Below are 22,978 nucleotides of genomic sequence, written 5' to 3'. Positions count from 1 at the left end.
AGCTTGTATCGGCGCAATACCGATCAATCAAAACTGGAGATCATCATGATCCGCCGTCTTCTTGGAACCGCTGCCATCGTCGCCATGATGGCTCTTCCCGCCGTTGCTCAGGCTCAGGGTGTCCCCGGAGGCATTGAGCGTGGTGCGCGCGATGGCGAGCGTGCAGCTGGTCCTGTGGGCGCTATCGTAGGCGGCACCATCGGTGGTGTTGTCGGCGGCGTAGCCGGCGTGCTCGGTGTCGACGATCGTCCGCGGTTCCGCAGCTATGTCGTGGAACAGCGTCGCCCATCCTACACCTATAGCAACGAAGTTCGTGTCGGTGCCGTGCTGCCTGAGAGCGGCGTGACCTATTACGAGGTTCCGGCAGAATACAATTCCGCCCGTGAATACCGTTACACCGTGGTCAATGGTCGCACGGTTCTCGTCGAGCCGCGCACCCATCGCATCGTGGAAGTGATCGATTAAGCCGATCAATAAATGACTTTTCTAACGGGCCGCCTTCAGGCGGCCCGTTTTGTTCCATCTATGGCCTGCGGCGTATCTGTAGTCAGCGCCGATGTTCTCGCGTAGAGAAGTGCCGGGGAATCACACGAGCACCACGCGGCGATCAATCGCCCGGATGCGGAGAACGATGGCCACCAGCAATCGCGATCAGATCGCCCCTGCCATCGCACTGGACATTCCCCTTGCCGATCGTACCGAGACAGGTCTCGCTTTGCCGGACGGCGTGCAGCCCTATCGCATCGACTGGCTCAACACGCTCACCATCGCCACCTTTCACGCACTCGCACTACTCGCGCTGATGCCGATGTTCTTCAACTGGACAGCGGTGATCGTGGCGGTCATCGCAGCGCGGTTGTTCGGCCTCATCGGCATCAATATCGGTTATCACCGGTTGCTGACGCATCGCGGTTTCAAGTGCCCGAAATGGCTGGAGCACGCTTTCGTTGTCGTGGCGATCTGCTGTGCCGAGGATACGCCGGCGCGCTGGGTTGCCATCCATCGCCGTCATCACGAGAAGTCCGACGAGCAGCCGGACCCACACAGCCCGCTTGCCAGCTTCTTCTGGGGCCATATGGGCTGGCTGCTGGTGAAGAACCCCGACCTGTCCCGCCTCGGCATCTATGAACGATATGCCAAGGACGTCCTGCGCGATCCGTTCTATGTCGCGCTGGAACGTAATTTCTGGCAGCTGAAGATCCTGCTCATCCAGATCAACGTCTTCTTCTTTGCGGGCCTGGCCGGCAAACTGCTGTGGGGCGGCTCATGGGCCGAGGCCGTGCAGTTCGCTCTGAGCATCGTCATCTGGGCGGTCTTCGTGCGAACCGTCTTCGTCTGGCATCAGACCTGGGCGGTCAATTCGGTCACCCACATCTGGGGTTACCGCAACTACGCGACCGATGAGGACAGCCGCAACAATCTGTTCATTGGCTACCTCGCCCATGGCGAGGGTTGGCATAACAATCACCACGCCGATCAGCGCTCCGCGCGCCATGGCCATCGCTGGTGGGAGTTCGATACCACCTATCTGACGATCCGCCTGCTGGAGAAGCTCGGCTTGGTATCGGATATCGTCCAGCCGCGGCATATGACCAAGCGCTAAGCAAAATTGGCGCCGCACATGCCACACGAGGTGCAACTTTTCGTCACAATTCGCGTTACTACACCATGATGACGAAACCCGATATCTGGTATGTGGCGTTTGGCCCCGACAAATCAGTGAAGTCCGACACCCGCGCTGGGGGCGGGGTACGTACGACCAAGACCTTCAAATCCGAAATCGATGCGAAGCTGTTCGCCCGGGAAATTCTGGCCAAAGGCTGGACCGCAACAGCCGGCACGCTCAATCCGCACCAGCCCAAACGCACCATTGCGGCGTCGCAGATCGAGGATTGGGCCGATCCGGGTCAAGCTGTCCGATCCGGCTAGATGACTTCGTAAGCGAAAAACAGGATGATCACCGTGATCGCGACGAGGCCTCCCAGAAAGCACTGATCGGCAATCGACTCGCAGCGCTCGCTGAGCGGGCGATTTTGCGACTTCCGCATCGACGTATAGGACGCGACCGCGCTGGCGAGAAAGAACAGCGAGGCGACGGCCGAATATTCGTCGACCCGGCTGGGGCCGATCTGCGGTTCCATGATCTTGACCAGTCCGATCAGCGTCGCGCAGACGCCGATCATCGTCCCGGAGCCCGGCAGGATATGCTTGGACAGCGCCCCCTGCTCGCCGGCGGTCCCCGTCCTCGCTCATGGCAGGATCAGGCCTGGCCGGTGAGGAACGGATTGGTCATGCGCTCCTGGCCGATGCTGGAGCCGGGGCCATGACCGCAGATGAACCCGACATCGTCGCCGAGCGGCAGCAGCTTGGTCGTGATCGAATTGATCAGCGCCTCGTGGCTGCAGCCTGGAAAATCCGTGCGGCCGACCGATCCGGCGAACAGGACGTCGCCGACATGGGCGAATTTCATCGCCTTGCTGTAATATACGACGCTGCCGGGCGAATGGCCGGGGCAGTGCAGGATGTCGAAGGAGAGGCCGCCAACGCTGACGGTGTCGCCTTCGTCGAGCCATCGGTCCGGCTTGAAGTTGCGGGTGCCGGTCATGCCATATTTGGTGCCGCTGTCCTCGACCAGATCGAGCAGGAATTCATCGGCGCGATGTGGGCCGATGATCTCGACCTTCAGTGCCTCGCGCAACTCGTCGGCGCCGCCGACATGGTCGATATGGCCGTGGGTCAGCCAGATCTGTTCGACCTGCACATTGGCCTTGGCAATGGCGTCCAGGATCAGCGGCACGTCGCCGCCGGGATCGATCACCACGGCCTGCCGCGTGGTCTCATCCCACAGCAACATGCAGTTCTGCTGAAACAGGGTCACCGGAATGATGGTGCCCCCGGCCTGGGCATTGTGTTCGGTTTCATCTGTCATCGCGCCACAATGCTGATTTTTGCGGGCGAGAAAAGGGGGAATTTGGGCGGTTTCTTCTTTCCCTTCTCCCCTTGCGGGAGAAGGTGGCGCGGACGAAGTCTGCGCCGGAAGAGGGGGGAGCCGCGAAGCTCGGAGCTTGTGGTTACCCCTCTCCCGGCCGCGCTACGCGCGTCCACCCTCTCCCGCAAGGGGAGAGGGGAGGTAAGAATTACTTCTTCAACTGCACTTTCAACGTCGCCTCCACCTCGCGGTCGAAGGACGACGCCTTGGCCGGCGCCTTGTCGCGCTGGGTCATGAGGTATGCATCGCGCTTCGCCACCAGCGCGGTGAGCTTGTCGTTCAGCGCCTTGCGATCTTTCATCTGCTTGCCGAGTTCATCGGCGCGCTGCTGCGGCGACAATTTGCGAATGGCCTCGGGCAGCTCATCCTCCTTCACGCTGTCGAGCTTCTGCTTGCCGGCGGACACGTCGCTGACGAGATCGCCGCCGCCGGTCACGGCTTCCGACGATGCACGCGCACGCTTGTTGATGTAGCTTGCCATATCGGACGCCGAGGCCGGCGCTGCCGCTGCGACTTCCGAGAGCTGTCGTGTCTTGTTCTCGGTATGCTTCTGCAGCGCGCGCGGGCCGTAGGGGATCACCGTCTTGTTGATGTCATTCTGCAGGATGATGATCTCTTCGTCATAGGGTGTCTCGATGATGACGACCTGGCCGCCATCCTGCGGGATCGCAATGAAGCGGCCGTCGCCGCGCTGCGCGACGTCGCGCCAGACCTTTTCGGTATCGCGGGCGCCGCCGGCCAGAACGGCATTCACGATGATGTCCTTCTGCTTCGCGACTTCGAGCGTGGTCGTGTATTTCGTATCTTGCTGATAATCCATATGCGGCGGTGCGTCGCCGACCAGGAAGACGATACGCCTGACATCGTTGCCCTTGGTCCATTGCAGCTTGTTGACGGCGACATCGAGCGCCTCGTTGACGCTTTCCGGCCAGTCGCCGCCACCCTTCGCCCGGACCTGCAGCAGGTTGCCATAGAGATCCTGGATGTCGGTGGTGAGGTCGAAGGTCCTGGTGACGTAGTCGTCGCCGATGTCGCGATAGGCGACGAGGCCCATGCGGATGTCGGCGTCGGGATTGCTGTCGAGAATCGTGGTCGCGATCGACCAGATCTTGCGTTTGGCGCCCTCGATCAGCCCGCTCATGGAACCGGTGGTGTCGAGCACGAAGGCGACTTCGACGGTCGGCTTGGCCTGCGCGGAACCGGCGAAAATCGCTTGCGGCAAAGTTGCGGCAGCCGCAAGCAGGACGGCGCGACCGATATGGGCTAAGCTCATGGGATGTCTCCGTAATCCTGGCTGCAGCGATGATTTTCGGCGCACGTCGTCGCTTGCGGAAAACTTGCGTCCGGCTTGCGACATGCGTGCGGCAGACTGGCGGGAGACGTGATGTGCGGCCCCGCTGAAATCGGCTAAGTTTGTCGCCATGGAATCGAATGCCGTTCACACGCCCGCGCTGATTTTCGATCGCCGCCAGTCGGAGACGGCGTTGGCCATTGCGCGCGGAACCACAAGGCTGCTGCGGTCGCTGGGATTCTCATGCGTCAGCGAACTTCCGCTGCCGTCCGGACGGCGTGCGGACCTGGTCGCGCTGAACGAGCGCGGAGATATCTGGATTGTCGAGATCAAGTCATCGATAGAGGATCTGCGGGTGGATCAGAAATGGCCGGATTATCGCGCGCACTGCGATCGGTTGTTCTTCGCCTTCACGCAGGATCTGCCCTGCGAGATCTTTCCCGCCGACACAGGCCTGATCGTGGCGGATGCCTATGGCGCGCATGTGCATTGCGATGCACCGGAGCATCGCCTGCCGGCGCCGACGCGCAAGGGCATGATGCTGCGCTTCGCGCTAACCGCGGCGCACAGACTGAACAGGCTGCACGACCCTCAAGGTCATGCAGCCTATCCGAACGAAATCTAGTTTTTAAAGAAGGCTCAGCGCGGCGCGCGCTTGGCGAGAATGCGCTGCAGCGTACGGCGATGCATGTTCAGACGACGTGCGGTTTCCGAGACGTTGCGGTTACACATCTCATAGATGCGCTGGATGTGTTCCCAGCGCACACGGTCGGCCGACATCGGGTTGTTCGGCAATTCGGATTTGTCATTGTCGATCGCGAGCAGCGCCGCAACGACGTCGTCGGCATCGGCCGGCTTCGACAGATAGTCGACAGCGCCCATCTTCACCGCGGTCACGGCGGTGGCGATGTTGCCATAGCCGGTGAGCACGATGGCGCGTGCATCGGGACGTTGCTGCTTCAGCGCCGACACGACGTCGAGGCCGTTGCCGTCACCGAGGCGAAGATCGACCACGGCAAAAGCGGGCGCCGATTTGCCGATCTGGGCGAGACCTTCGGAAACGCTATCGCAGGATGTTACCGTGAAGCCGCGTGTTTCCATCGCACGCGAAAGACGCTCCAGAAACGGCTTGTCGTCCTCCACGATCAGGAGCGAGCGGTCGGTCTGTTCGGTCACTTCGGTGAGCGCATTCACGGTTCAAAATCCTCCATATCCAATACGATACCATATGGCGCTGCCGAATGCAGCTGCCAAGGGTGTGAAGATTTGAATGGCTTGATTGTGAAGTTAATCCAAAAGCGTTTTGGCCCGTAAAACGGGTGGTTAATTCTAATCACGGTGGTACATCAGCGCGGCGTGTTGTCGCAGAGCAGCATGATGGACGAAACGTAATGAAAGCAGATCCGGAATGGACGCGACTCCGACTGGGCCGAAGAAGCCCGAGCTAAATGACGAGACATCGGCTCGCTACGACGGCTGGCGCATTGTCGGTGTTTGTTTCCTGCTCGCGACATTCGGCTGGGCGCTTGGCTTCTATGGCCAGAGCGTCTATCTCGCGGAACTTCAGCGCGTGCATGGCTGGCCGGCCTCGACCATCGCAACGGCTACGACCTTCTTCTATCTCGTCGGCGCATTGCTGGTCGCATTCGTGAGCGAGGCGATGCGTGCGCTCGGGCCGCGCAACTGTTTGCTGGCCGGTGTCGGCGTGATGGCCTTCGCCACGATCCTGCTCGGACAGATCACGTCGCCCTGGCAACTCTATGCGGTGAACGTGCTGCTCGCGTTCGGGTGGGCAGGCACCAGTCTCGGCGCCATCACCAACACGCTCGGTCTGTGGTTCGACAAGAAGCGCGGCATGGCCATCAGCCTTGCGCTGAATGGCGCGAGTTTCGGCGGCATCGTCGGCGTGCCTCTGATGGTGACGGCAAGCAATGCATTCGGCTTTGGCGGCGCGACTATCGCAGCAGCCGTCGCGATGCTTGTGCTGCTCGTCCCGGTGATCATCATCTTCGTCGGCCATCCGCCGCATCGCGCAGCGAGTGCTGCGCAGGGCGGTGTTGCTGCTACCACCAATGCACCATCGTCGACACGCATTCGCGCGGAGGCGATGCGTGACGTGGCGTTCCTGACGCTCACGATTGCCTTCGCGTTCGGATTGTTTGCGCAGGTTGGTTTCATCGTTCACCTGATCTCGTTTCTCGATCCGGTGATCGGCCGCGAACGCGCGGCGGCCGCGGTGTCGCTGTTGACGCTGATGGCGGTGGTTGGCCGCGTATTGTTCTCGACAGTGATCGACCGGCTCAATCAGCGACTTGCATCGGCGCTGTCGTTTCTCAGTCAGGGCGTGGCGCTCGCCATTGTCATCAACTCGCGCAACGAGGCGCTGTTATTCTTTGCTTGCGCGCTGTTCGGATTCTCGGTCGGCAATCTGATCACGCTGCCGGCGCTGATCGTGCAGCGCGAATTTGCTGCGCGCTCGTTCGGGGTGCTGGTCAGCCTGATTACGGCGGCGACGCAGGTCACTTACGCTTTCGGTCCGGGCATCGTCGGCTGGCTTCGCGATCTTTCGGGCAGTTACGCCGTGCCGTTTTATGTCTGCATGGCGTTGCAGGTGGCCGCAGCAGTGTTGATCATGGTGCGGGGGCGAAAGAGCAAAGCTCTAACCTCACGGTGAGGAGGCGCGTAGCGCCGTCTCGAACCATGAGCCGCTTGGCACATCCTTTGAGACGCCGCGCGAAGGGCGCGGCTCCTCAGGATGAGGACTGAGTTTATGTCTGCCGCTGCTTCAGCAGCTCCTCAACATCCAGCCGCTTCGTAAACATCGCAATCCCGCCATCGCCATCCCGTGGCCACTCCGCCTCCGGCCGATCCCAATACAGCTCGACGCCATTCTGGTCAGGGTCGCGCAGATACAGCGCCTCGCTGACGCCGTGGTCGCTGGCGCCGTCGAGCTGGATGCCGGCCGAGAGCACGCGATGCAGGGCATCGGCCAGTGCGGCGCGGGTCGGATACAGGATCGCGGTATGGAAAAGACCGGTGGTCCCTGGCGCCGGTGGCTGGCCGCCTTTGCTCTCCCAGGTGTTGAGGCCGATGTGGTGATGGTAATCGCCGGCCGCGATGAAGACAGCCTGATCGCCATAGCGCGCCTTGACCTGAAAGCCGAGCACGTCGCGGTAAAAGCCGAGCGCGCGCTCAAGATCGGCAACCTTCAGATGAACATGCCCGATCCGTGTGCCTGCGGGGATCGGCGGGTTTGGGTCGGGCATGTGCGAGCTCCTGATTTGCGTGATGCTCAAGACGATCTAGTCACGGGATCGCAGGATCGGTAGAGCGTCTTCGCGAAACCCATCGTTTCCGGGAATTGGATTGATGGGTCTCGCGGCGCTTTACCCATAAGGGGCATCGCCTACGCAAGCTCCGAGACCAGCCCGTCCGGCAGGCCGAATTCGTAGGTGTTCAGCGTCATTGAGACCATGGTGTAGTAGCCGCACAGGCCGATGATCTCGACGAGGCCCTGGGCGCCCAGCGTCTCGGTGGCTTCGTCATAGAGCGGCTTGGACAGGCCCTGCGCCTCGTGCAGCGACTTGGCGACGTCATAGATCACCCGCGCCTTCTTCTCGCTGAAACTCGGCGTGCGACGGTTCTTGATGTCTTCGATGATGGCGGGATCGAGGCCGCCGTCGAGCGCCATCTTCTTGTGCGCATACCATTCGAAATGCGCGGTCCAGTGCCGCGCGGTGACGAGGATCGCCAGCTCGGCATGCGCGGGTGTCAGCGTGGTGTCGTAGCGCAGAAACGCGCCGAGGCGGGTCGCGTGCCGGGCCATGTTCGGGCTGGCGAGCCAGGCCATCATCGGCTCCGGCGGGCGTCCGCGCTTGCTGGCGATCGACTCGTCATAGATGGACTTCTGGTCGGGAGACATTTCGCCAGGCGAAAGCCACTTGAGACGCATGTTGTTTCCTCGTGTGTTTTTGCTCGTTGTTCTCTGGCGATACACCGGAATGGCGAGCCTGACTACTTCCGCTTTGCAGCAGGCCATTGAATTCCACGAAGTGGCGAGTAAGCTTCGCCCAACAACATTGCGGATGCTCGGCATCCCGCGCACAAAACGGATGGAAACGCTGATGTCGGATTTCGATCAATTTCGCAGCGAGACGCGCGCCTGGCTTGAGGCCAATTGCCCGCCGGAGATGCGCAAGCCGATGAGTTCGGATGAAGATACGTTCTGGGGCGGTCGCCACGCGAAGTACTCATCCGAGCTGCAGCGGATCTGGTTCGAGCGGATGCGCGACAGGGGCTGGACCGTGCCGCATTGGCCAAAGGAATATGGCGGCGGCGGACTCGATGGCGAACAGACGAAGATCCTGCGCCAGGAAATGGCAGCGATCTCGGCCCGTCTGCCGCTGGTGTCGTTCGGCATTTCAATGCTCGGGCCGGCGCTGTTGAAATATGGCACCGACGCCCAGAAGCAGGAGCATCTGCCGAAAATTGCTGCGGGTCTGATCCGTTGGTGCCAGGGCTATTCCGAACCCAATGCCGGCTCCGATCTCGCCTCGCTGCAGACGCGCGCCGAGAGCGACGGCGATGATTATCTCATCACCGGCCAGAAGATCTGGACGTCCTACGCGAACTACGCCGACTGGATCTTCTGCCTGGTGCGTACGGACGCGTCCGGCAAGAAACATGACGGCATCAGCTTCATCCTGTTCGACATGACGTCGAAGGGCGTCTCGACCAAGCCGATCCTGCTGATCTCCGGCAAGTCGCCGTTCTGCGAGACCTTCTTCGACAATGTCCGCGTACCGAAGTCTCATGTGCTCGGCACCGTCGATCGCGGCTGGGATGTCGCGAAATATCTGCTGCAGCATGAGCGCGCGATGATTTCCGGCATGGGCGAGCGCGGCGCCGGCCGGCCGCTCGGCCAGATCGCTGTCGACTCCATCGGTGCCGATGCGCAGGGCCGTCTCGATGACGCGATGCTGCGCGGACAGATCGCAAGTTTCGAAGTCGACGAGGCCGCATTGGCCTGCGCGGCCGAGCGCGCCGCCGATCTGGCGAAAGCCGGGCAAGCGCATCCGGCGTTCTCGTCGGCGATGAAATATTACGGCACCGAACTCAACAAGCGCCGCCATGAAATCCTGATGTCATCAGGTGGCATCGATGCGCTGGAATGGGAAAGCCAGCGCTCGCATGAAGGCGCACGGCCGCGTGCGTGGCTGCGTACCAAGGCGAATTCGATCGAAGGCGGCACCAGCGAAGTGATGCTGGGGATTGTCGCCAAGCGCATTCTGGATTTGCCGGGGGCGTGAATTTCACTCTGCCCTCATCCTGAGGAGTGGCCGAAGGCCGCGTCTCGAAGGATGGTGGTGCACTCCATCTCATGGTTCGAGATGGCGCTTCGCGCCTCCTCACCATGAGGACTGAGCTAGGATCAATTTGGTCGCCAGACCGCCTCATCATTGGATCACACCCATGCCTCTCCTCCTCAACGAAGAACAGACCATGCTGCGCGATAGCGCCCGCGGCTTTATCGGCGACAAGGCGCCGGTCAGTCATTTCCGGCAGCTGCGCGATGCCAAGGATGCGACCGGGTTCTCGCGCGACTACTGGCGCGCGTTCTCCGAGATGGGATTTGCCGGATTGCTGGTGCCGGAAGCGTTCGGCGGCAGCGGGCTCGGCGCCGTCGAAGCTGGCGTCGTGATGGAAGAGATTGGCCGCACACTGATGCCGTCGCCATTCTTCTCCACGGCTGTGCTGGGCGTCTCGGCGCTGAATCGGGGCAGCGACGCGCAGAAGTCGGAATATCTGCCGAAGATCGCCAGTGGCGTGCTGCTGGCGGCGCTGGCCATCGACGAAGGCGCGAAGCATCGCCCGCTGCAGACGGCGATGAAGGCCGCACGCTCCGGCAATGGCTTCAAGCTGAATGGCGCGAAGGCATTTGTCGTCGATGGCCACACCGCCGATCTCCTGATCGTCGCGGCGCGCAGCGCAGGTGCGCCGGGTGAGCGAGACGGCCTTACGCTGTTTCTGGTCGATCCGAAGGCTAAGGGCGTCGCGCTCGAGCGTACAGCGATGGTGGATTCGCACAATGCGGCGCGGATCACGTTCGAGAATGTCGAGGTCACGGCCGATAGCTTACTCGGCGATGTCGATCAGGGCGGCGCATTGCTGGACAGCGTGCTGAATATCGGCTGCGGTGCCGTTGCTGCCGAAATGGTCGGCCTGTCAGACGAAGTGTTCGGCCGCACCGTGACCTATCTCAAGGAACGCAAGCAGTTCGGCAAACTGATCGGTGAATTCCAGGCCCTTCAACATCGCGCCGCGCATCTCTATACCGAGATCGAGGTGACCCGTGCGGCGGTGCTGAAGGCGCTGCAGCTGATCGACGACGGCGCGCCGACGGCGCCGGCCGCGATTGCCGTCGCCAAGGCCAAGGCCGGCACCACGGCGACGCTGGCTGTGCAGGAAGGCGTGCAGATGCATGGCGGCATGGGCATGACCGACCAGTTCGACATCGGCTTCTTCATGAAGCGTGCGCGGGTCTGTCAGGAATTGCTGGGGGACAGCAACTACCACGCGGATCAGCTGGCGCGGCTGAAGAATTATTGAGTGCGGGTTCTTAACCTCTCCCCGTTCTTTACGGGGTGAGGTCGCCGCGTCTTCGCGGCGGGTGAGGGGCATGGCACAAGGCCTGCCTCAATCCGCTAACGAGCGGATCGAAGAACTTCAGTCAAATTTTGAGCGTCAGTTATCGGAGCGATCCGATGAACTGCGTTTGTGGTGGACGCGTGCCATGCCCCTCACCCGACCGGCTACGCTGCGCTTCGCCAGTCGACCTCTCCCCGCAAAGGGCGGGGAGAGGTTAGAACCTCACCTGATCGGCGGCGCATATTGGATGCCGCCGGCGCTCCAGATTTGGTTCAGACCGCGCGGGATTTTCAGCTTCGAGCCTTCGCCGATATTGCGGTCATAGACTTCGCCGTAATTGCCGACATGGCGAATGATGCGGGCGGCCCAGTCCTTCGAGAGGCTGAGGTCTTCGCCATAGGCGCCTTCGGTGCCGACCAGACGCATCACGTCGGGCTTCTTCGACTTCAGGGCTTCGTCGATGTTCTTCGAGGTGATGCCGAGTTCTTCGGCATTGATCATGGCATAGAGCGTCCACTTCACGATCATCATCCAGTCGTCGTCGCGCTGGCGCACCACGGGGGCCAGCGGCTCCTTGGAGATGACGTCGGGCAGGATCAGGTGATCGTCCGGCTTGCTCATGGTCAGGCGCAGCGCATAGAGCTGCGAGGCATCCGCCGTGAAGGTGTCGCACTGGCCGGAATTATAGGCCTTGAGGACTTCATCGAGCTTCGGAAACTTCACTTCGGTATATTTGATGTTGTTGCTGCGGAAATAGTCCGCGAGGTTCAGCACGGTCGTGGTGCCGTCCTGAACGCAGACCTTGCTGCCATCGAGCTCCAGCGCGGAATCGATCTTGCGGGACTTCGGCACCATGAAGCCCTGGCCGTCATAATAGGATACGGCCGGGAAATAGAGATCGTAATTGGTCTCGCGCGACATGCTCCAGGTGGAGTTGCGCGACAGGATATCGACCTTGCGGCTCTGCAGCTCCTTGAAGCGATCCGACGCGTCGAGCGGAACGAAGGTTACCTTCTTCGGATCGTTGAAGATCGCGGCGGCAACGGCGCGGCAGAAGTCGACATCGAAGCCGGTCCATGTGCCTTGCGCATCCGGGGACGAGAAACCGGGCAGGCCGGTATTGACGCCGCAGAGTACAGCATCACGTTTGACGGTGCGCTTCAGCGTCTTGGTGTCGTAGCGCTCATAGGTGATCGCAGCCGCAGCCACTGCAGTGGCAACCACCAGGCCGATGGCCAGCCCGGTCGTGAAAGTCCGCTTCATCCCCATGCGAAGTCCGCCCCGTCGTCAGAGAAAAATATGTCAGAGAAAAACTGGATCGAAGAGCTGCGCGGTCACGCCCAGGATCAGATTTCAGGCTTCTGCCGCACGATGACCTTGGTGCCCACCGGAATCCGGTCATAGAGGTCGGCGACATCGGCATTGACCAGCCGGAAGCAGCCGGACGATACGGCGGTGCCGATGGTGTCGGGCCGGTTGGTGCCGTGGATGCGATAGACGGTGGCGCCGAGATAGAGCGCCCGGGCGCCGAGCGGGTTGCCCGGGCCGCCCGCCATGAAGCGCGGCAGATAGGGTTGGCGCGCAATCATTTCCGGCGGCGGCGTCCAGTCCGGCCATTCCGCCTTGCGCGAGATTTTCAGGAGGCCCTGCCACTGGAAGCCGTCGCGGCCGACGCCGATGCCGTATCGCAGCGCGCGACCATTGCCTTGCACCACATAGAGATGGCGTTCGGAGGTCGCTATGATGATGGTGCCCGGCGCCTCGGTGGTGCGATACAGCACCATCTGCTTCTGGAATTCCGGTTCGAGCTGAACAGAGTCGTCGGCAATCAGCCCGGGCTCGTCGCCGACATCCGGACGCGGTTGCTGGGCGAGGCCTTGCGTAATCGATAACATCAGGCTGGCTGCGGCGACGAGTTGAAAGCCAAGCAGGCGGCGGATGTTGATCATCGCAGGCATCTCCGGTTTCGCGTCCGATATTCTGTATCATCCCAGCCAAATCACGGGAACCATGAAATCAACGGGCATGGCGACGGTCCGCACGCGGACGTCGTGAGTCGCCGGCATATTTGCCGTCCGCGGATGACGATTTGATTAAAGGTCACCGCGTCTATTTCGGTGCGATCCACAGTCGCAGCACGTAGCTGACGAGGGTCACACTGGCGACGCCGCCCAGCCACAGCGCAGCAAACCACAACAGGCGCTGTATCAGCGGGCGCTTGCCCAAAGAGCCGGGCTTTTGCTGCGACGCAGGTGTCATCAATGATAACCCGCGCCGGCGCGAACCTTGCCGCGAAACACGTAATAGGCCCAGGCGGTGTAGCCGAGGATGATGGGAACCAGCACGGCGACGCCGTAGCTCATGAAATGCAGGCTGTTGTCGGGAGACGCGGCCTGCCAGATGGTGATGCTGCGCGGCACGATATAGGGCCACATGCTGATGCCCAATCCGGCATAGGACAATGCGAACAGCGCCAGCGACAGGAAGAACGGCCGGTAATCCTGTTTGGCCGCGAGGCTTCGCATCAAGAGCGCTGTGATGGCAGCAACCGCGATCGGCACCGGCGCCGTCAGGATGATGTTGGGCCAGGCGAACCAGCGCCGCGCATATTCGGCATCCAGAAATGGCGTCGCGATGCTGACGAGACCGATGGCGGCGAGCATGGCGAACAGCAGCCACCAGCTCAGACGATAGGCCCGATCGCGCAAGGCGCCTTCGGTCTTCAACACCAGCCAGGTGGCGCCGAGCAGGCCGTAGCCGGCCATCAGTGCGAGTCCGGTCAGGACGCTGAACGGTGTCAGCCAGTCCCACCAGCCGCCGCCATAGTGGCGACCATTGACGGTGATGCCCTGCAGGATCGCGCCGAGCGCCACGCCCTGCGCCAGCGTGGCCATCAGCGAGCCGCCGGCAAAGGCGATGTCCCACAGATTGCGCTCGCGCGTGGTGCGCCAGCGAAATTCGAAGGCGACACCGCGAAACACGAGGCCGAGCAGCATCACGATCATCGGCGTATAGAGCGCCGGCATCAGCACCGCATAGGCCAGCGGAAACGCCGCCATCAGCCCGCCGCCGCCGAGCACCAGCCAGGTCTCGTTGCCGTCCCAGACCGGAGCGACCGAATTCATCATGACGTCACGGTCTTCCTTCTTCGGGAACAGCGGAAACAGCATGCCGAGGCCGAGATCGAAGCCGTCCATCACGACATAGACGAAGACGGAAAAGGCGATGATGAAGGCCCAGACGACCGCGATATCGATCATGATGCGCGCCCCGATGCGGTTGCACCCACAGCCGGGGTAATGCCCGCCGCGCGACTCGGGACGTTGCCGGCCGGGCCCTGCTCATCATGATGTGGCGGCACGGCCATGAGCCGGAGCAGATAGATCGTGCCGGCGGCGAAGACCAGGAAATAGACGATGGCGAAGGCGATCAGCGACGACGCAACGGCTGGCGCAGCCAATGGCGAGACAGAGTCGCTGGTGCGCAGCAGGCCGAATACCGTGAACGGCTGCCGCCCAGTTTCGGTCGTCACCCAGCCGGCCAGCACGGCGATGAAGCCCGCCGGGCCCATCGCGAGCGCAAAGATATGCAGGAATCGCGACTCATAGAACTTGCCGCGGAAGCGCATGAAGAGGCTCAGCAGACCCAGTCCCAGCATCAGAAAGCCGATGCCGACCATGATGCGGAACGACCAGAACGTCACCGGCACTGGCGGCCAGTTCTCGCGCGGGACGGTGTCGAGGCCGGCCATCGGTGCATTCAGATCGTGCTTCAGGATCAGGGATCCGAGCTTGGGTATCTCGATGGCATAGTTCACTCTGCCTTCGGCTTGGCTCGGGATGCCGAACAGGATCAGTGGTGCGCCATGGGGATGGCTCTCGAAATGGCCTTCCATGGCCATGATCTTGGTCGGCTGGTGCTCGAGCGTGTTGAGGCCGTGCTGATCGCCGGCGAGGATCTGCAGCGGTGCGACCAGTGTGGCCATCCACATCGCCATGGAAAACATCACGCGCGGGCCGGGCAGGCGCGTATCCTTGAGCAGATGCCAGGCGCCGACCGCGCCCACCACGAAAGCCGTGGTGAGATAGGCCGCCAGCACCATATGCACGAGACGATACGGGAAGGACGGATTGAAAATCACCTTCCACCAGTCGGCGGCAACAAACTGGCCGGCAGCGTTGATGGTGTAGCCGGTCGGCGTCTGCATCCAGGAATTCGCGGAGAGAATCCAGAAGGCCGAAAACAGCGTCCCAATCGCGACCATCAACGTGGCGAAGAAATGTAGTCTGGGTCCGACGCGTTCGAGGCCGAACAGCATGACGCCAAGAAAGCCAGCCTCAAGGAAGAAGGCGGTGAGGACTTCATAGGCCATCAGCGGGCCGATGATCGGTCCCGCCTTGTCGGAGAAGGCCGACCAGTTGGTGCCGAACTGGTAGGACATCACGATGCCCGAAACCACGCCCATGCCGAAAGCAATGGCGAAGATCTTGAGCCAGTAATTGAACAGGTTGAGGAAGACGTCGCGCCCGGTCCACAGCCAGAGCGCTTCGAGCACCGCGAGATAGCTTGCTAGTCCAATCGAGAACGCGGGAAAGATGATGTGAAATGACATCGTGAACGCAAATTGCGCTCGGGCTAGTATGACAGGGTCAAAGCCTTCGAACATCTGCATCCGTCCATGTGTAGTCGGGACGTGTTCTATCATGCAGAGCGCGCGGGCGATACTGCGCGAGGTCTTGTGTTAGTTGGCTGCCCGCATTCGACAACGTCTTGAAAAGGCTGTCCATCTGCCCGCATCGGCGTTGGCCGTTAGACTCGTAGACAATTTGTCCAATTTTGTCAGATGTATTGCGCAGGTCGATGCGGAAGTTCGCGCGACCGACGACGATGACACAGCCGCAGCTCCAAACAGAATACGACCCGGAAGGGGGCATCCCGTCCGGGTCGCTGGAGGTGGGAGGTTTACGCGAACTGACGTCTGGAACGTTGGAGCAAAGGCATCGCGGCAGATTACGCTGCGATACTGTCGATGCCGGCGGTCTTCAGGAGATCGGCGAGCTGCTTGCGGGCGTAGAACATCCGGGTCTTCACCGTCGACGCGGGGATACCGATCAGGCCGGCGACCTCTTCTACTGACTTCTCATGATAGTAGACGAGGTTGACGATCTCGCGATGCGCCGGCGACAGCTTGGCGACACAGGCGCGAAGAATGGCGCTGGTGCGGCTGCGATCGAGCGATGCCTCAGGTGTATCGGCCTGGTCGGCGATTTCCATGACATCGTCCTGGTCGATGTCTTCATATTTACGCTGGCGCAGCGCGGTCAGTGCCTTGAAGCGTGCGATCGACAACAACCAGGTGGAGACCTGCGAGCGGCCTTCGAACTGGCTGGCGGTCCGCCACACATCGAGGAATACCTGGCTGACCAGATCTTCCGCTGCCGACGTGTCACGCAGCATGCGGAGAACGAAGCGATAGACCCGCACATTGTGCCGGGCATAAAGCGTATGCATCGCCGTGCGGTCGCCGCCAGCGATATTCTCCAGCAACATCTCGTCCGAGGTGGCGCGGGCCGTAATGATACCCTGCTGACCGGCGGCATTGAGGGCGATGACGTTCTGCATGACTAACTCCCGTAAGAGACCGCGTTGCGGCTTCGTTGGGAGGATTGTTAAGGAGCCCAAGTTTCAGGGCGTCTGCTTCAAAAGCGGAAAATGGTTTCATGGAACCGGAGAATTGTTTCGTCGCAGGGTTGGCGACGAAACATTCAGGGGTGAAATGCGTGCAACTTGAACGAGATAGATTCTAAAAGGGGCGCTCAGGCCTTGTCGCCTGCCGGGGAGAACAAATAGCCCCCGCCGCGAATTGTACGGATCACGGCGGGTTTCGTCGGATCGGGCTCGATTTTGCGGCGGATTCGCATGATCCGCAGGTCAACCGCCCGGTCGAAAGCCTCGGCATCGCGGGCATTGGCCAGTTCGAGCAGCCGCTCGCGCGAGAGCACGCGCTTCGGATTGGCGGCGAATACCTTGAGCAGGCCAAATTCAGAGGCCGTCAGCGGATGTTCGTTGCCCTCATCATCGCGCAGGGCCTGTGCTTCCAGATCGAGCCATTTCGTGCCGAAGCGCACGAGATGATCCTTGCTCTCCTTGGCAGGCGTTGCATCTGCTGCTGCGCCCTTCGCTGGCGTGCTTCGGCGCAAGACCGAGCGGATGCGCGCCATCAATTCGCGGAGTTCGCAGGGCTTGGCAATGTAATCGTCGGCGCCGAGTTCGAGGCCGACGACACGGTCGATCGGGCTCGCGGTGGCGGTCAGCATAATCACCGGCACATTGATGCGGCTCTTGAGGTCACGGATGATCGAGAGCCCGTCTTCCTCGGGCATGTTGAGGTCGAGCACCACGAGATCCGGCACCTTGGTCTCGATCTCGCTGCGCAGGCTCTTGCCGCCGTCGCACAGGGTCACGGCAAAGCCGTGCATCTTGAGATAGTCGCCCACCATCTCGCGGGCGGGCGCTTCGTCGTCGACGATGACGATATGCGGGCTCTGGCTCATGACAGGCCCTCACTGGTGGCTGGCAGCAGGATGGTGAAGGTAGCGCCCTGGCCGGGGCCGGGGCTATGTGCATTCACCTCGCCGCCATGCATGTCGATGATGCGTTTGACGATCGACAGGCCGAGGCCGGTCGAGCTTTCGCCGCCGGTCGGCTTGGCTGACAGCCTCTGGAAGCGGCCAAACAGCCGGTCGAGATCTTCCGGCGACAGGCCAGGGCCTTCGTCGCTGATGCTGATCCGGACAAAATCGGCGTCGCCTGTGATGAGCAGCGCGATCTTGCCGCCGATCGGGCTGTATTTGATGGCGTTGCTGACGAGATTGTCGATCGCTTCGCGCATCCGGTCGGCATCGCACATGGTGAGATCGTGGTGAGCCGGCGCGGAGACGGAGAGATCCTGCTGCTTGTTCACGGCAGACGGCCGGTTCGCTTCCGCGACCTCACGGACCAGCGCCGCCAGATCGACCGGCTCGCGGCGGATGGTGATATCGAAAGCGTCCGCCATGGCGTCGGAGATCAGATGATCGACCATCGAGGTCAGTCGCTTGGTGGCGTCACGGATATGATCGACCTGCGCGGCGACGTTCTCCTTCGGCGAGCCTGCGGATATCAGCTCGGTCAGCATCTCGGTGCGGCCGAGGATCACGCCGAGTGGATTCTTCAGGTCATGGGCAACGGTGCCCAGAATCTCGTTCTTGAAGCCATTGGCGCGCTGCAGCCGCAGCCACTGTGCAGAGAGACGGCGATTGGCCTGCATGAGGGCGCGGGTGCGCTGCGCCACGCGGTCTTCCAACTGCGTATTGGCCTCGTGCAGTTGCTGGTAGAGGATCACGTTGTCGAAGGCGATCGACAGCCGGCTGCCGAAGATCTCCACCAGCGAACGATCGGTCTCCGATAATTGCCGCTCTGCCTGCAGCAGCACGACAACCTCGCGGCCGCTTCCGGTGCGGATATAGAGCGCCGTCCGATGGTCAGCGAAATCATGCTTGCGGCGCCTGAAGGCCTCTTCGACCATCTGGCGCAGGTCCGGGTCGAGCGATTGCGAAGTCGCGGTGCCCATGAAGCGGCTGTAGCAGCCGGATCCGGCGAGGACGGCATAGTCGTCGCCGACAACGCCGCCATCGCGCAGCACCAGAATGCCGGCGCAATCCACATTCAGTAGCGAGGCGATCTGCGTCAGCACGCCTTCGGCAAGCCGCTGCATCGACTTGAAATCATAGAGCGTCGAGGCTGCGTCGATGATGATTTCGAGGCCGCGCCGTGTCTGCACCATGCGTTCGAGCTGCTGATAGCTGCGCAGCGCCGCGGTCAACGAGGTGAACAGCTTGTCGGCGGTCAGTTCGGTCTTCGCCTTGTAATCGTTGATGTCGTAGTCGACGATGACGCGGCGCTCCGGCGCCTGGCCGGGCTGGCCGGTGCGCAGGATGATGCGGACGGTTTCGTTGTGTAGCTCGTTGCGGATGAACTCGACCAGTTCGAGGCCCGCCGCGTCGGTCTCCATGATGACGTCAAGCAGCACGGCCGCGATATCCGTATGCTCGCGCATCAGGGCCTGGCCTTCGGCAGCCGAATAGGCCGACAGGATTTCCAGCGACTGGCCGTTCAGGGTGTAGTCGCTCAGTGCGAAGCGCGTGCCTTCATGCACGGCCTGGTCATCGTCGATGACCGCGATCTTCCATTTTCGGTTATTGGTTTCCTCCGGGACATCACCGGAGTCTTCAATCAGGTAGAGGACATCGTCCTGGTCGGCCATTGCGTAGTCCCGTCAAATGATCCGGCGGCGCCAGTGGCGGCCCGCGGCATGATAATGCGAAATGTCGTGCCTTGTCCCAGCCTTGACTCCAGCATCATCCGGCCACCCAGCTGCTGGGTCACCAGATTGTACACGATGTGGAGGCCAAGGCCGGTGCCGCCTTCGTTGCGGCGCGTGGTGAAAAACGGGTCGAAAGCCTGTCGCTGGACGTCCGGGCTCATGCCCGCGCCGTTGTCGGAGAAGCTGATCTCGATATCGTCGGTGCCGCGGGGTTTCGCGGTGATGGCAATGGCGCCGGGCTTGCCGTCCGGGAATGCGTGATTGGCCGCATTCAGGAACAGATTGGTCAGGATCTGGCCGTAGGACCCGGGATAGCCGTCGATCATCAGCCCGTCCGGCACATCGACCGTCAGCGTGATCGGAGCCTTCTTCAGGACGGGGCGCAGACTGGCGATGATCTGATCGGTGGCCTCGGAGAGACTGAACTGCCGCCGTTCGGCATGGGAACGATCGACGGCGACCTGCTTGAAGGACTGGATGAGTTCGCCGGCGCGATGCAGGTTGGCGACCAGTTGCTGCGCCGCATCGCGTGACGTTTTGACGAATTCTTCCAGTTGCGAACGTCGCAACGGGGCATTGGAGCGCAGTTCGGCCTCGAATATCTCCGAGCGCCGCGCGAAGCTTGATGCCACGGTCAGGCTGATGCCGATCGGATTGTTGACCTCGTGGGCTACGCCGGCGACCAGACCGCCAAGTGCGGCCAGCCGTTCGGCGTCGATCAAATTCTGCTGTGCGGCATTTAGTTCGAGCAGCGCGCTTTCGGCCTTCTCCTTCGACGCGCGCAGCTCGTTCTCGGCTTCGCGCTTGGCGACAGCGTTCTCGCGGAACACCTCGACCGCGCGGGCCATGGCGCCGACTTCGTCCTTGGCGGCCGTGCCCTGGACCTTGCGATCATAGTCGCCGGAGGTGATCGCCCGCATCGATGCCATGATCTGCTGCAGCGGCAGGCGGATGCTGAGCGCGATGATGATGCCTGCGGTGATGATCAGCCCAAGAAAGGCCGCGGCGATGACCATGACATTGCGGGAGATCGCCGTCAGTGTGCGGTCGAAAGTGGCCTGCGCGGACTGCTCGCGCTGCCGCATCTTGACGGACAGGCCATCGATCGCAGCAATCGTGTCGGCCTGGCTGGCATCGATCGAATTGCGCAGCAGGTCCGTGCGGCTGGAGAGTTGCTCGGACAGTTTTGCGAGTCCCTGACGGAGTGCAACTGAACGTCCCCTGAGCCGCTGCAGCGCAATACGTTGCAGATCATTGTCGGCGAGGTCGGTCATGACCGGGATGGTGCGCTCGATCGTCTCTGTGTTGCGGCGTGCATCCTCGGCCGAGGCGGATGCCAGCGACAGATAATAGGCGTTGGCGGCGACCAGCATCGCGGTGAATGCCTCACGCGACTTGCCGAGTGCCGGCCAGATCAGCGCATCACGCTGGCCGGTGGCGCCCTCGATGATGGAGTACAGTCCCGCCATGTCCTTGGCAGGCCCGAGCACCTGTTCCTCATAGGTCTTGGCAATGGTGGTCTGAAGCGTCCGCAATTCGCCGAAGCCGCTGAGGAAGCGCTCGGTGACGCGCTCCAGCTCGGCGACCGAGCCGGATAGCATGGGGTCGGTCGAGGCACGGGTATTCAGTGTCCCAAGCACAGCCTCGCGCAGCAGCAGAATCTCGGCGAACAGTTCGGGGCTGGGCTGATTGATATAGCGATGGATCAGGTTCTGCAGCCGGCCGGTCTCGCTCTCGAGCAGGGCCAGAACCTGATCGGATTGCCGGACCTGGCGCACATCGTCCCAGGCGGAGGACAGCACCCGCGAGCCGCTCCAGATCAATCCCGCCAGGACGAGGACGACCGCCGAGTTCAGGGCTGCGATGGACAAAATGCGCCAGCGGATCGGAATCGCACGGACAGCCGCGACGACGCCGGTCCGGCCTCGCGCCGCCAGCTCGTCCTGTCCTTCAGAAACTCCGTTGTGCGGGCTCGTCACCACAGGTGTGTCATTCGGCCTTGCGAAAGGTTCAATCGGTGAGACAGCCGTGCGTCGCAACCCGGCAATTCGTTTTTTCTAGTCTGAAAGAGTTTCGTTGAGGTTGCGAGACAGTTCAATGTAGCAAATACAGGCGGTGCTGGCTATTAACCTGCAACAACTGGTTGAATTGGCGCAGTCCCGATTGAACCGAACGCCGCGAAGTCGCAACAGAGTGCTGCGGCAGATCGTGTCCGGTGAACGCCACCGTGCGGGGCAATTTCGATCAAAACTATAATGGAATCATTATTTTATTGGGCGGACGCTTTGACCCCCAATGATAACGCAGCAGGCTGATAGCCGACGGCGTTGTAAGGGCAGGACGAAATGAAGTTGAAGGCGGCGCTCGGATATCTCGCGCTTGTGGTGACAGTCAGCCAGATGGCGACGCCCGCACGCGCCACCGACATTCAGTGGTGGCACGCGATGTCCGGAGAACTCGGCCGGCACGTCGAAAAGCTGGCCGCGGACTTCAACGCCACACAGACGGGCTATCGCATCGTTCCGGTCTACAAGGGCAACTATACCGAGACTGTCACCGCGGCGATCTTTGCCTTCCGGTCCCGGAGCCAGCCTGCCATCGTCCAGGTCAATGAAATCGCGACGGCCACCATGATGGCAGCGAAAGGGGCGACCTACCCTGTCTATGAGCTGATGCGCGATCAGGCGGAGGCGTTCAATCCGTCGGCCTATCTGCCAGCCATTACGGGTTACTACACCGACATGGCCGGCAACATGCTGTCCTTCCCGTTCAATGCATCGACGCCGATCCTTTACTACAACAAGGATCTGTTCCGTGCCGCCGGGCTCAATCCGGACGAGCCGCCGCGGACCTGGCCGGAACTCGGCGCCGCTGCCAAGCGATTGCGGACGGCAGGCGCGGTTTGCGGGTTCACCACGGCCTGGCCATCATGGATCAATGTCGAGAACTTCTCGGCATTCCACAACATTCCGGTGGCGACCAAGTCCAATGGTCTCGGCGGTCTGGACGCGGTGCTCACCTTCAACAATCCGTTGATGGTGAGGCATATTACGCAACTTGCCGAATGGCAGAAGACCAAGGTCTTCGACTATAGCGGCCGTGCGACAGCGGCTGAGCCACGCTTTCAGAAGAGCGAATGCGGCATTTTCCTGGGCTCGTCGGGGACCCGCGCCGACATTCTCGCCAATGCGAAATTCGAGGTCGGCTATGGCCTGATGCCCTACTGGCCGGATGTCACGGCCGCGCCGCAGAATTCGATCATCGGCGGCGCAACGCTCTGGGTACTGCGGGATCGGCCGCGCGAAGAATACAAGGGCGTCGCGAAGTTCTTTGCGTTTCTTTCGCAGCCCGAAGTACAGGCGACCTGGCATCAGAAGACGGGTTATCTGCCGATCACACGAGCCGCTTATGAACTCACGCGCCAGCAGGGTTTTTATGACCGCAACCCCGGCACCGTGAAATCCATCGAGCAGATCACGCTCAAAGCGCCGACGGAAAATTCGAAGGGATTGCGCCTTGGCTCGTTCACGCTGATCCGTGACGCCATCGAGGATGAGCTGGAGCAGGCCTTCAGCGGCAAGAAGCCTGCGCAGGAGGCACTCGACGCTGCAGCCGAGCGCGGCAACAAATTGCTGCGCCAATTCGAACGCGCCAATCCGGTGCAGTGATATCTGCTCGGTCGCGG

23 protein-coding genes are annotated in these 22,978 nt (G+C 61.7%); 8 read left to right on the top strand and 15 right to left on the bottom strand.

Going from position 1 to position 22,978, the window contains the following annotated elements:
* Nucleotides 1-45 precede the first annotated feature (45 nt).
* From A4A58_RS03330 to A4A58_RS03320, 3 genes are all read left to right on the top strand, one after another.
* Nucleotides 46-465 carry a DUF1236 domain-containing protein gene (locus A4A58_RS03330; RefSeq protein ID WP_068730422.1) on the top strand — a complete coding sequence of 140 codons (420 nt, stop codon included), beginning with the start codon at nt 46-48 and terminating at the stop codon, nt 463-465.
* Between the two features lie 166 nt (nt 466-631).
* The gene (locus A4A58_RS03325) at nt 632-1,603 is read left to right on the top strand and encodes an acyl-CoA desaturase (RefSeq protein WP_068729753.1); all 972 of its coding nucleotides are present in this window, start codon (nt 632-634) and stop codon (nt 1,601-1,603) included.
* Between the two features lie 68 nt (nt 1,604-1,671).
* Entirely contained in the window at nt 1,672-1,929 is a 258-nt protein-coding gene (locus A4A58_RS03320; protein WP_158005639.1) for a hypothetical protein, read from the top strand.
* On the opposite strand, the gene A4A58_RS03315 is transcribed toward A4A58_RS03320, so the two are convergent.
* The 3 genes from A4A58_RS03315 to A4A58_RS03305 form a co-directional block, all read right to left on the bottom strand.
* Nucleotides 1,926-2,183 (bottom strand): hypothetical protein, encoded by a 258-nt coding sequence (locus A4A58_RS03315; protein WP_244499647.1) that lies wholly within the window; start codon nt 2,181-2,183, stop codon nt 1,926-1,928. The genes A4A58_RS03320 and A4A58_RS03315 overlap by 4 nt on opposite strands.
* Nucleotides 2,184-2,260: 77 nt before the next feature.
* Entirely contained in the window at nt 2,261-2,929 is a 669-nt protein-coding gene (locus A4A58_RS03310) for an MBL fold metallo-hydrolase (RefSeq protein ID WP_068729747.1), read from the bottom strand.
* Nucleotides 2,930-3,137: 208 nt separating this feature from the next.
* Nucleotides 3,138-4,262 (bottom strand): vWA domain-containing protein, encoded by a 1,125-nt coding sequence (locus tag A4A58_RS03305; protein WP_068729745.1) that lies wholly within the window; start codon nt 4,260-4,262, stop codon nt 3,138-3,140.
* Between the two features lie 148 nt (nt 4,263-4,410).
* Here A4A58_RS03305 and A4A58_RS03300 point away from each other — a divergent pair, with 148 nt between their 5' ends.
* Entirely contained in the window at nt 4,411-4,905 is a 495-nt protein-coding gene (locus A4A58_RS03300) for an MmcB family DNA repair protein (protein WP_068729743.1), read from the top strand.
* A 14-nt stretch (nt 4,906-4,919) separates the two neighbouring features.
* Here A4A58_RS03300 and A4A58_RS03295 read toward each other — a convergent pair whose 3' ends face one another.
* The gene (locus A4A58_RS03295) at nt 4,920-5,474 is read right to left on the bottom strand and encodes an ActR/PrrA/RegA family redox response regulator transcription factor (RefSeq protein ID WP_068729741.1); all 555 of its coding nucleotides are present in this window, start codon (nt 5,472-5,474) and stop codon (nt 4,920-4,922) included.
* Between the two features lie 214 nt (nt 5,475-5,688).
* Here A4A58_RS03295 and A4A58_RS03290 point away from each other — a divergent pair, with 214 nt between their 5' ends.
* A complete protein-coding gene (locus tag A4A58_RS03290; RefSeq protein WP_068729739.1) occupies nt 5,689-6,954 on the top strand; it encodes an MFS transporter in 1,266 nt (421 codons plus the stop codon).
* 94 nt (nt 6,955-7,048) lie between these two features.
* Here the strand turns inward: A4A58_RS03290 and A4A58_RS03285 are convergent, their stop codons facing one another.
* Both A4A58_RS03285 and A4A58_RS03280 read right to left on the bottom strand, forming a co-directional pair.
* Entirely contained in the window at nt 7,049-7,546 is a 498-nt protein-coding gene (locus A4A58_RS03285) for a VOC family protein (protein WP_068729737.1), read from the bottom strand.
* A gap of 140 nt (nt 7,547-7,686) precedes the next feature.
* The gene (locus A4A58_RS03280; RefSeq protein ID WP_068729735.1) at nt 7,687-8,232 is read right to left on the bottom strand and encodes a carboxymuconolactone decarboxylase family protein; all 546 of its coding nucleotides are present in this window, start codon (nt 8,230-8,232) and stop codon (nt 7,687-7,689) included.
* Between the two features lie 172 nt (nt 8,233-8,404).
* Here A4A58_RS03280 and A4A58_RS03275 point away from each other — a divergent pair, with 172 nt between their 5' ends.
* Nucleotides 8,405-9,589, top strand: a complete 1,185-nt coding sequence (locus A4A58_RS03275; protein ID WP_068730421.1) for an acyl-CoA dehydrogenase family protein — start codon at nt 8,405-8,407, stop codon at nt 9,587-9,589.
* Between the two features lie 163 nt (nt 9,590-9,752).
* Nucleotides 9,753-10,889 (top strand): acyl-CoA dehydrogenase family protein, encoded by a 1,137-nt coding sequence (locus A4A58_RS03270; protein WP_068729733.1) that lies wholly within the window; start codon nt 9,753-9,755, stop codon nt 10,887-10,889.
* A gap of 261 nt (nt 10,890-11,150) precedes the next feature.
* On the opposite strand, the gene A4A58_RS03265 is transcribed toward A4A58_RS03270, so the two are convergent.
* From A4A58_RS03265 to A4A58_RS03230, 9 genes are all read right to left on the bottom strand, one after another.
* Entirely contained in the window at nt 11,151-12,191 is a 1,041-nt protein-coding gene (locus tag A4A58_RS03265; RefSeq protein ID WP_086936948.1) for an amino acid ABC transporter substrate-binding protein, read from the bottom strand.
* A gap of 83 nt (nt 12,192-12,274) precedes the next feature.
* Nucleotides 12,275-12,877, bottom strand: coding sequence for a L,D-transpeptidase (locus tag A4A58_RS03260; protein WP_068730420.1), 603 nt, complete (start codon nt 12,875-12,877; stop codon nt 12,275-12,277).
* A 160-nt stretch (nt 12,878-13,037) separates the two neighbouring features.
* The gene (locus A4A58_RS30075; RefSeq protein WP_086936947.1) at nt 13,038-13,187 is read right to left on the bottom strand and encodes a DUF2474 domain-containing protein; all 150 of its coding nucleotides are present in this window, start codon (nt 13,185-13,187) and stop codon (nt 13,038-13,040) included.
* A complete protein-coding gene (gene cydB / locus A4A58_RS03255) occupies nt 13,187-14,188 on the bottom strand; it encodes a cytochrome d ubiquinol oxidase subunit II (protein ID WP_068729728.1) in 1,002 nt (333 codons plus the stop codon). The genes A4A58_RS30075 and cydB overlap by 1 nt, the downstream gene beginning before the upstream one ends.
* Entirely contained in the window at nt 14,185-15,594 is a 1,410-nt protein-coding gene (locus A4A58_RS03250) for a cytochrome ubiquinol oxidase subunit I (RefSeq protein WP_068730419.1), read from the bottom strand. Before A4A58_RS03250 ends, cydB begins: the two co-directional genes overlap by 4 nt.
* Nucleotides 15,595-15,938: 344 nt before the next feature.
* Nucleotides 15,939-16,550, bottom strand: coding sequence for a sigma-70 family RNA polymerase sigma factor (locus A4A58_RS03245; RefSeq protein ID WP_068729726.1), 612 nt, complete (start codon nt 16,548-16,550; stop codon nt 15,939-15,941).
* 194 nt (nt 16,551-16,744) lie between these two features.
* Entirely contained in the window at nt 16,745-17,482 is a 738-nt protein-coding gene (locus A4A58_RS03240; RefSeq protein WP_068729724.1) for a response regulator, read from the bottom strand.
* On the bottom strand, nt 17,479-19,233 hold the full coding sequence (locus A4A58_RS03235; RefSeq protein ID WP_068729722.1) for an ATP-binding response regulator: 1,755 nt from the start codon (nt 19,231-19,233) through the stop codon (nt 17,479-17,481). The genes A4A58_RS03240 and A4A58_RS03235 overlap by 4 nt, the downstream gene beginning before the upstream one ends.
* The gene (locus A4A58_RS03230) at nt 19,203-21,230 is read right to left on the bottom strand and encodes a sensor histidine kinase (RefSeq protein WP_068730418.1); all 2,028 of its coding nucleotides are present in this window, start codon (nt 21,228-21,230) and stop codon (nt 19,203-19,205) included. Before A4A58_RS03230 ends, A4A58_RS03235 begins: the two co-directional genes overlap by 31 nt.
* 408 nt (nt 21,231-21,638) lie before the next feature.
* Here A4A58_RS03230 and ugpB point away from each other — a divergent pair, with 408 nt between their 5' ends.
* On the top strand, nt 21,639-22,961 hold the full coding sequence (gene ugpB, locus A4A58_RS03225; RefSeq protein ID WP_068729720.1) for a sn-glycerol-3-phosphate ABC transporter substrate-binding protein UgpB: 1,323 nt from the start codon (nt 21,639-21,641) through the stop codon (nt 22,959-22,961).
* The last annotated feature ends 17 nt before the right edge of the window (nt 22,962-22,978 follow it).

Source organism: Tardiphaga robiniae (genome assembly GCF_001618955.1).
GTDB classification, from domain to species: domain Bacteria; phylum Pseudomonadota; class Alphaproteobacteria; order Rhizobiales; family Xanthobacteraceae; genus Tardiphaga; species Tardiphaga robiniae_A.
The sequence above is the reverse complement of the archived record's forward strand: the minus strand, read 5'-3'. Positions and strand labels throughout refer to the sequence as shown.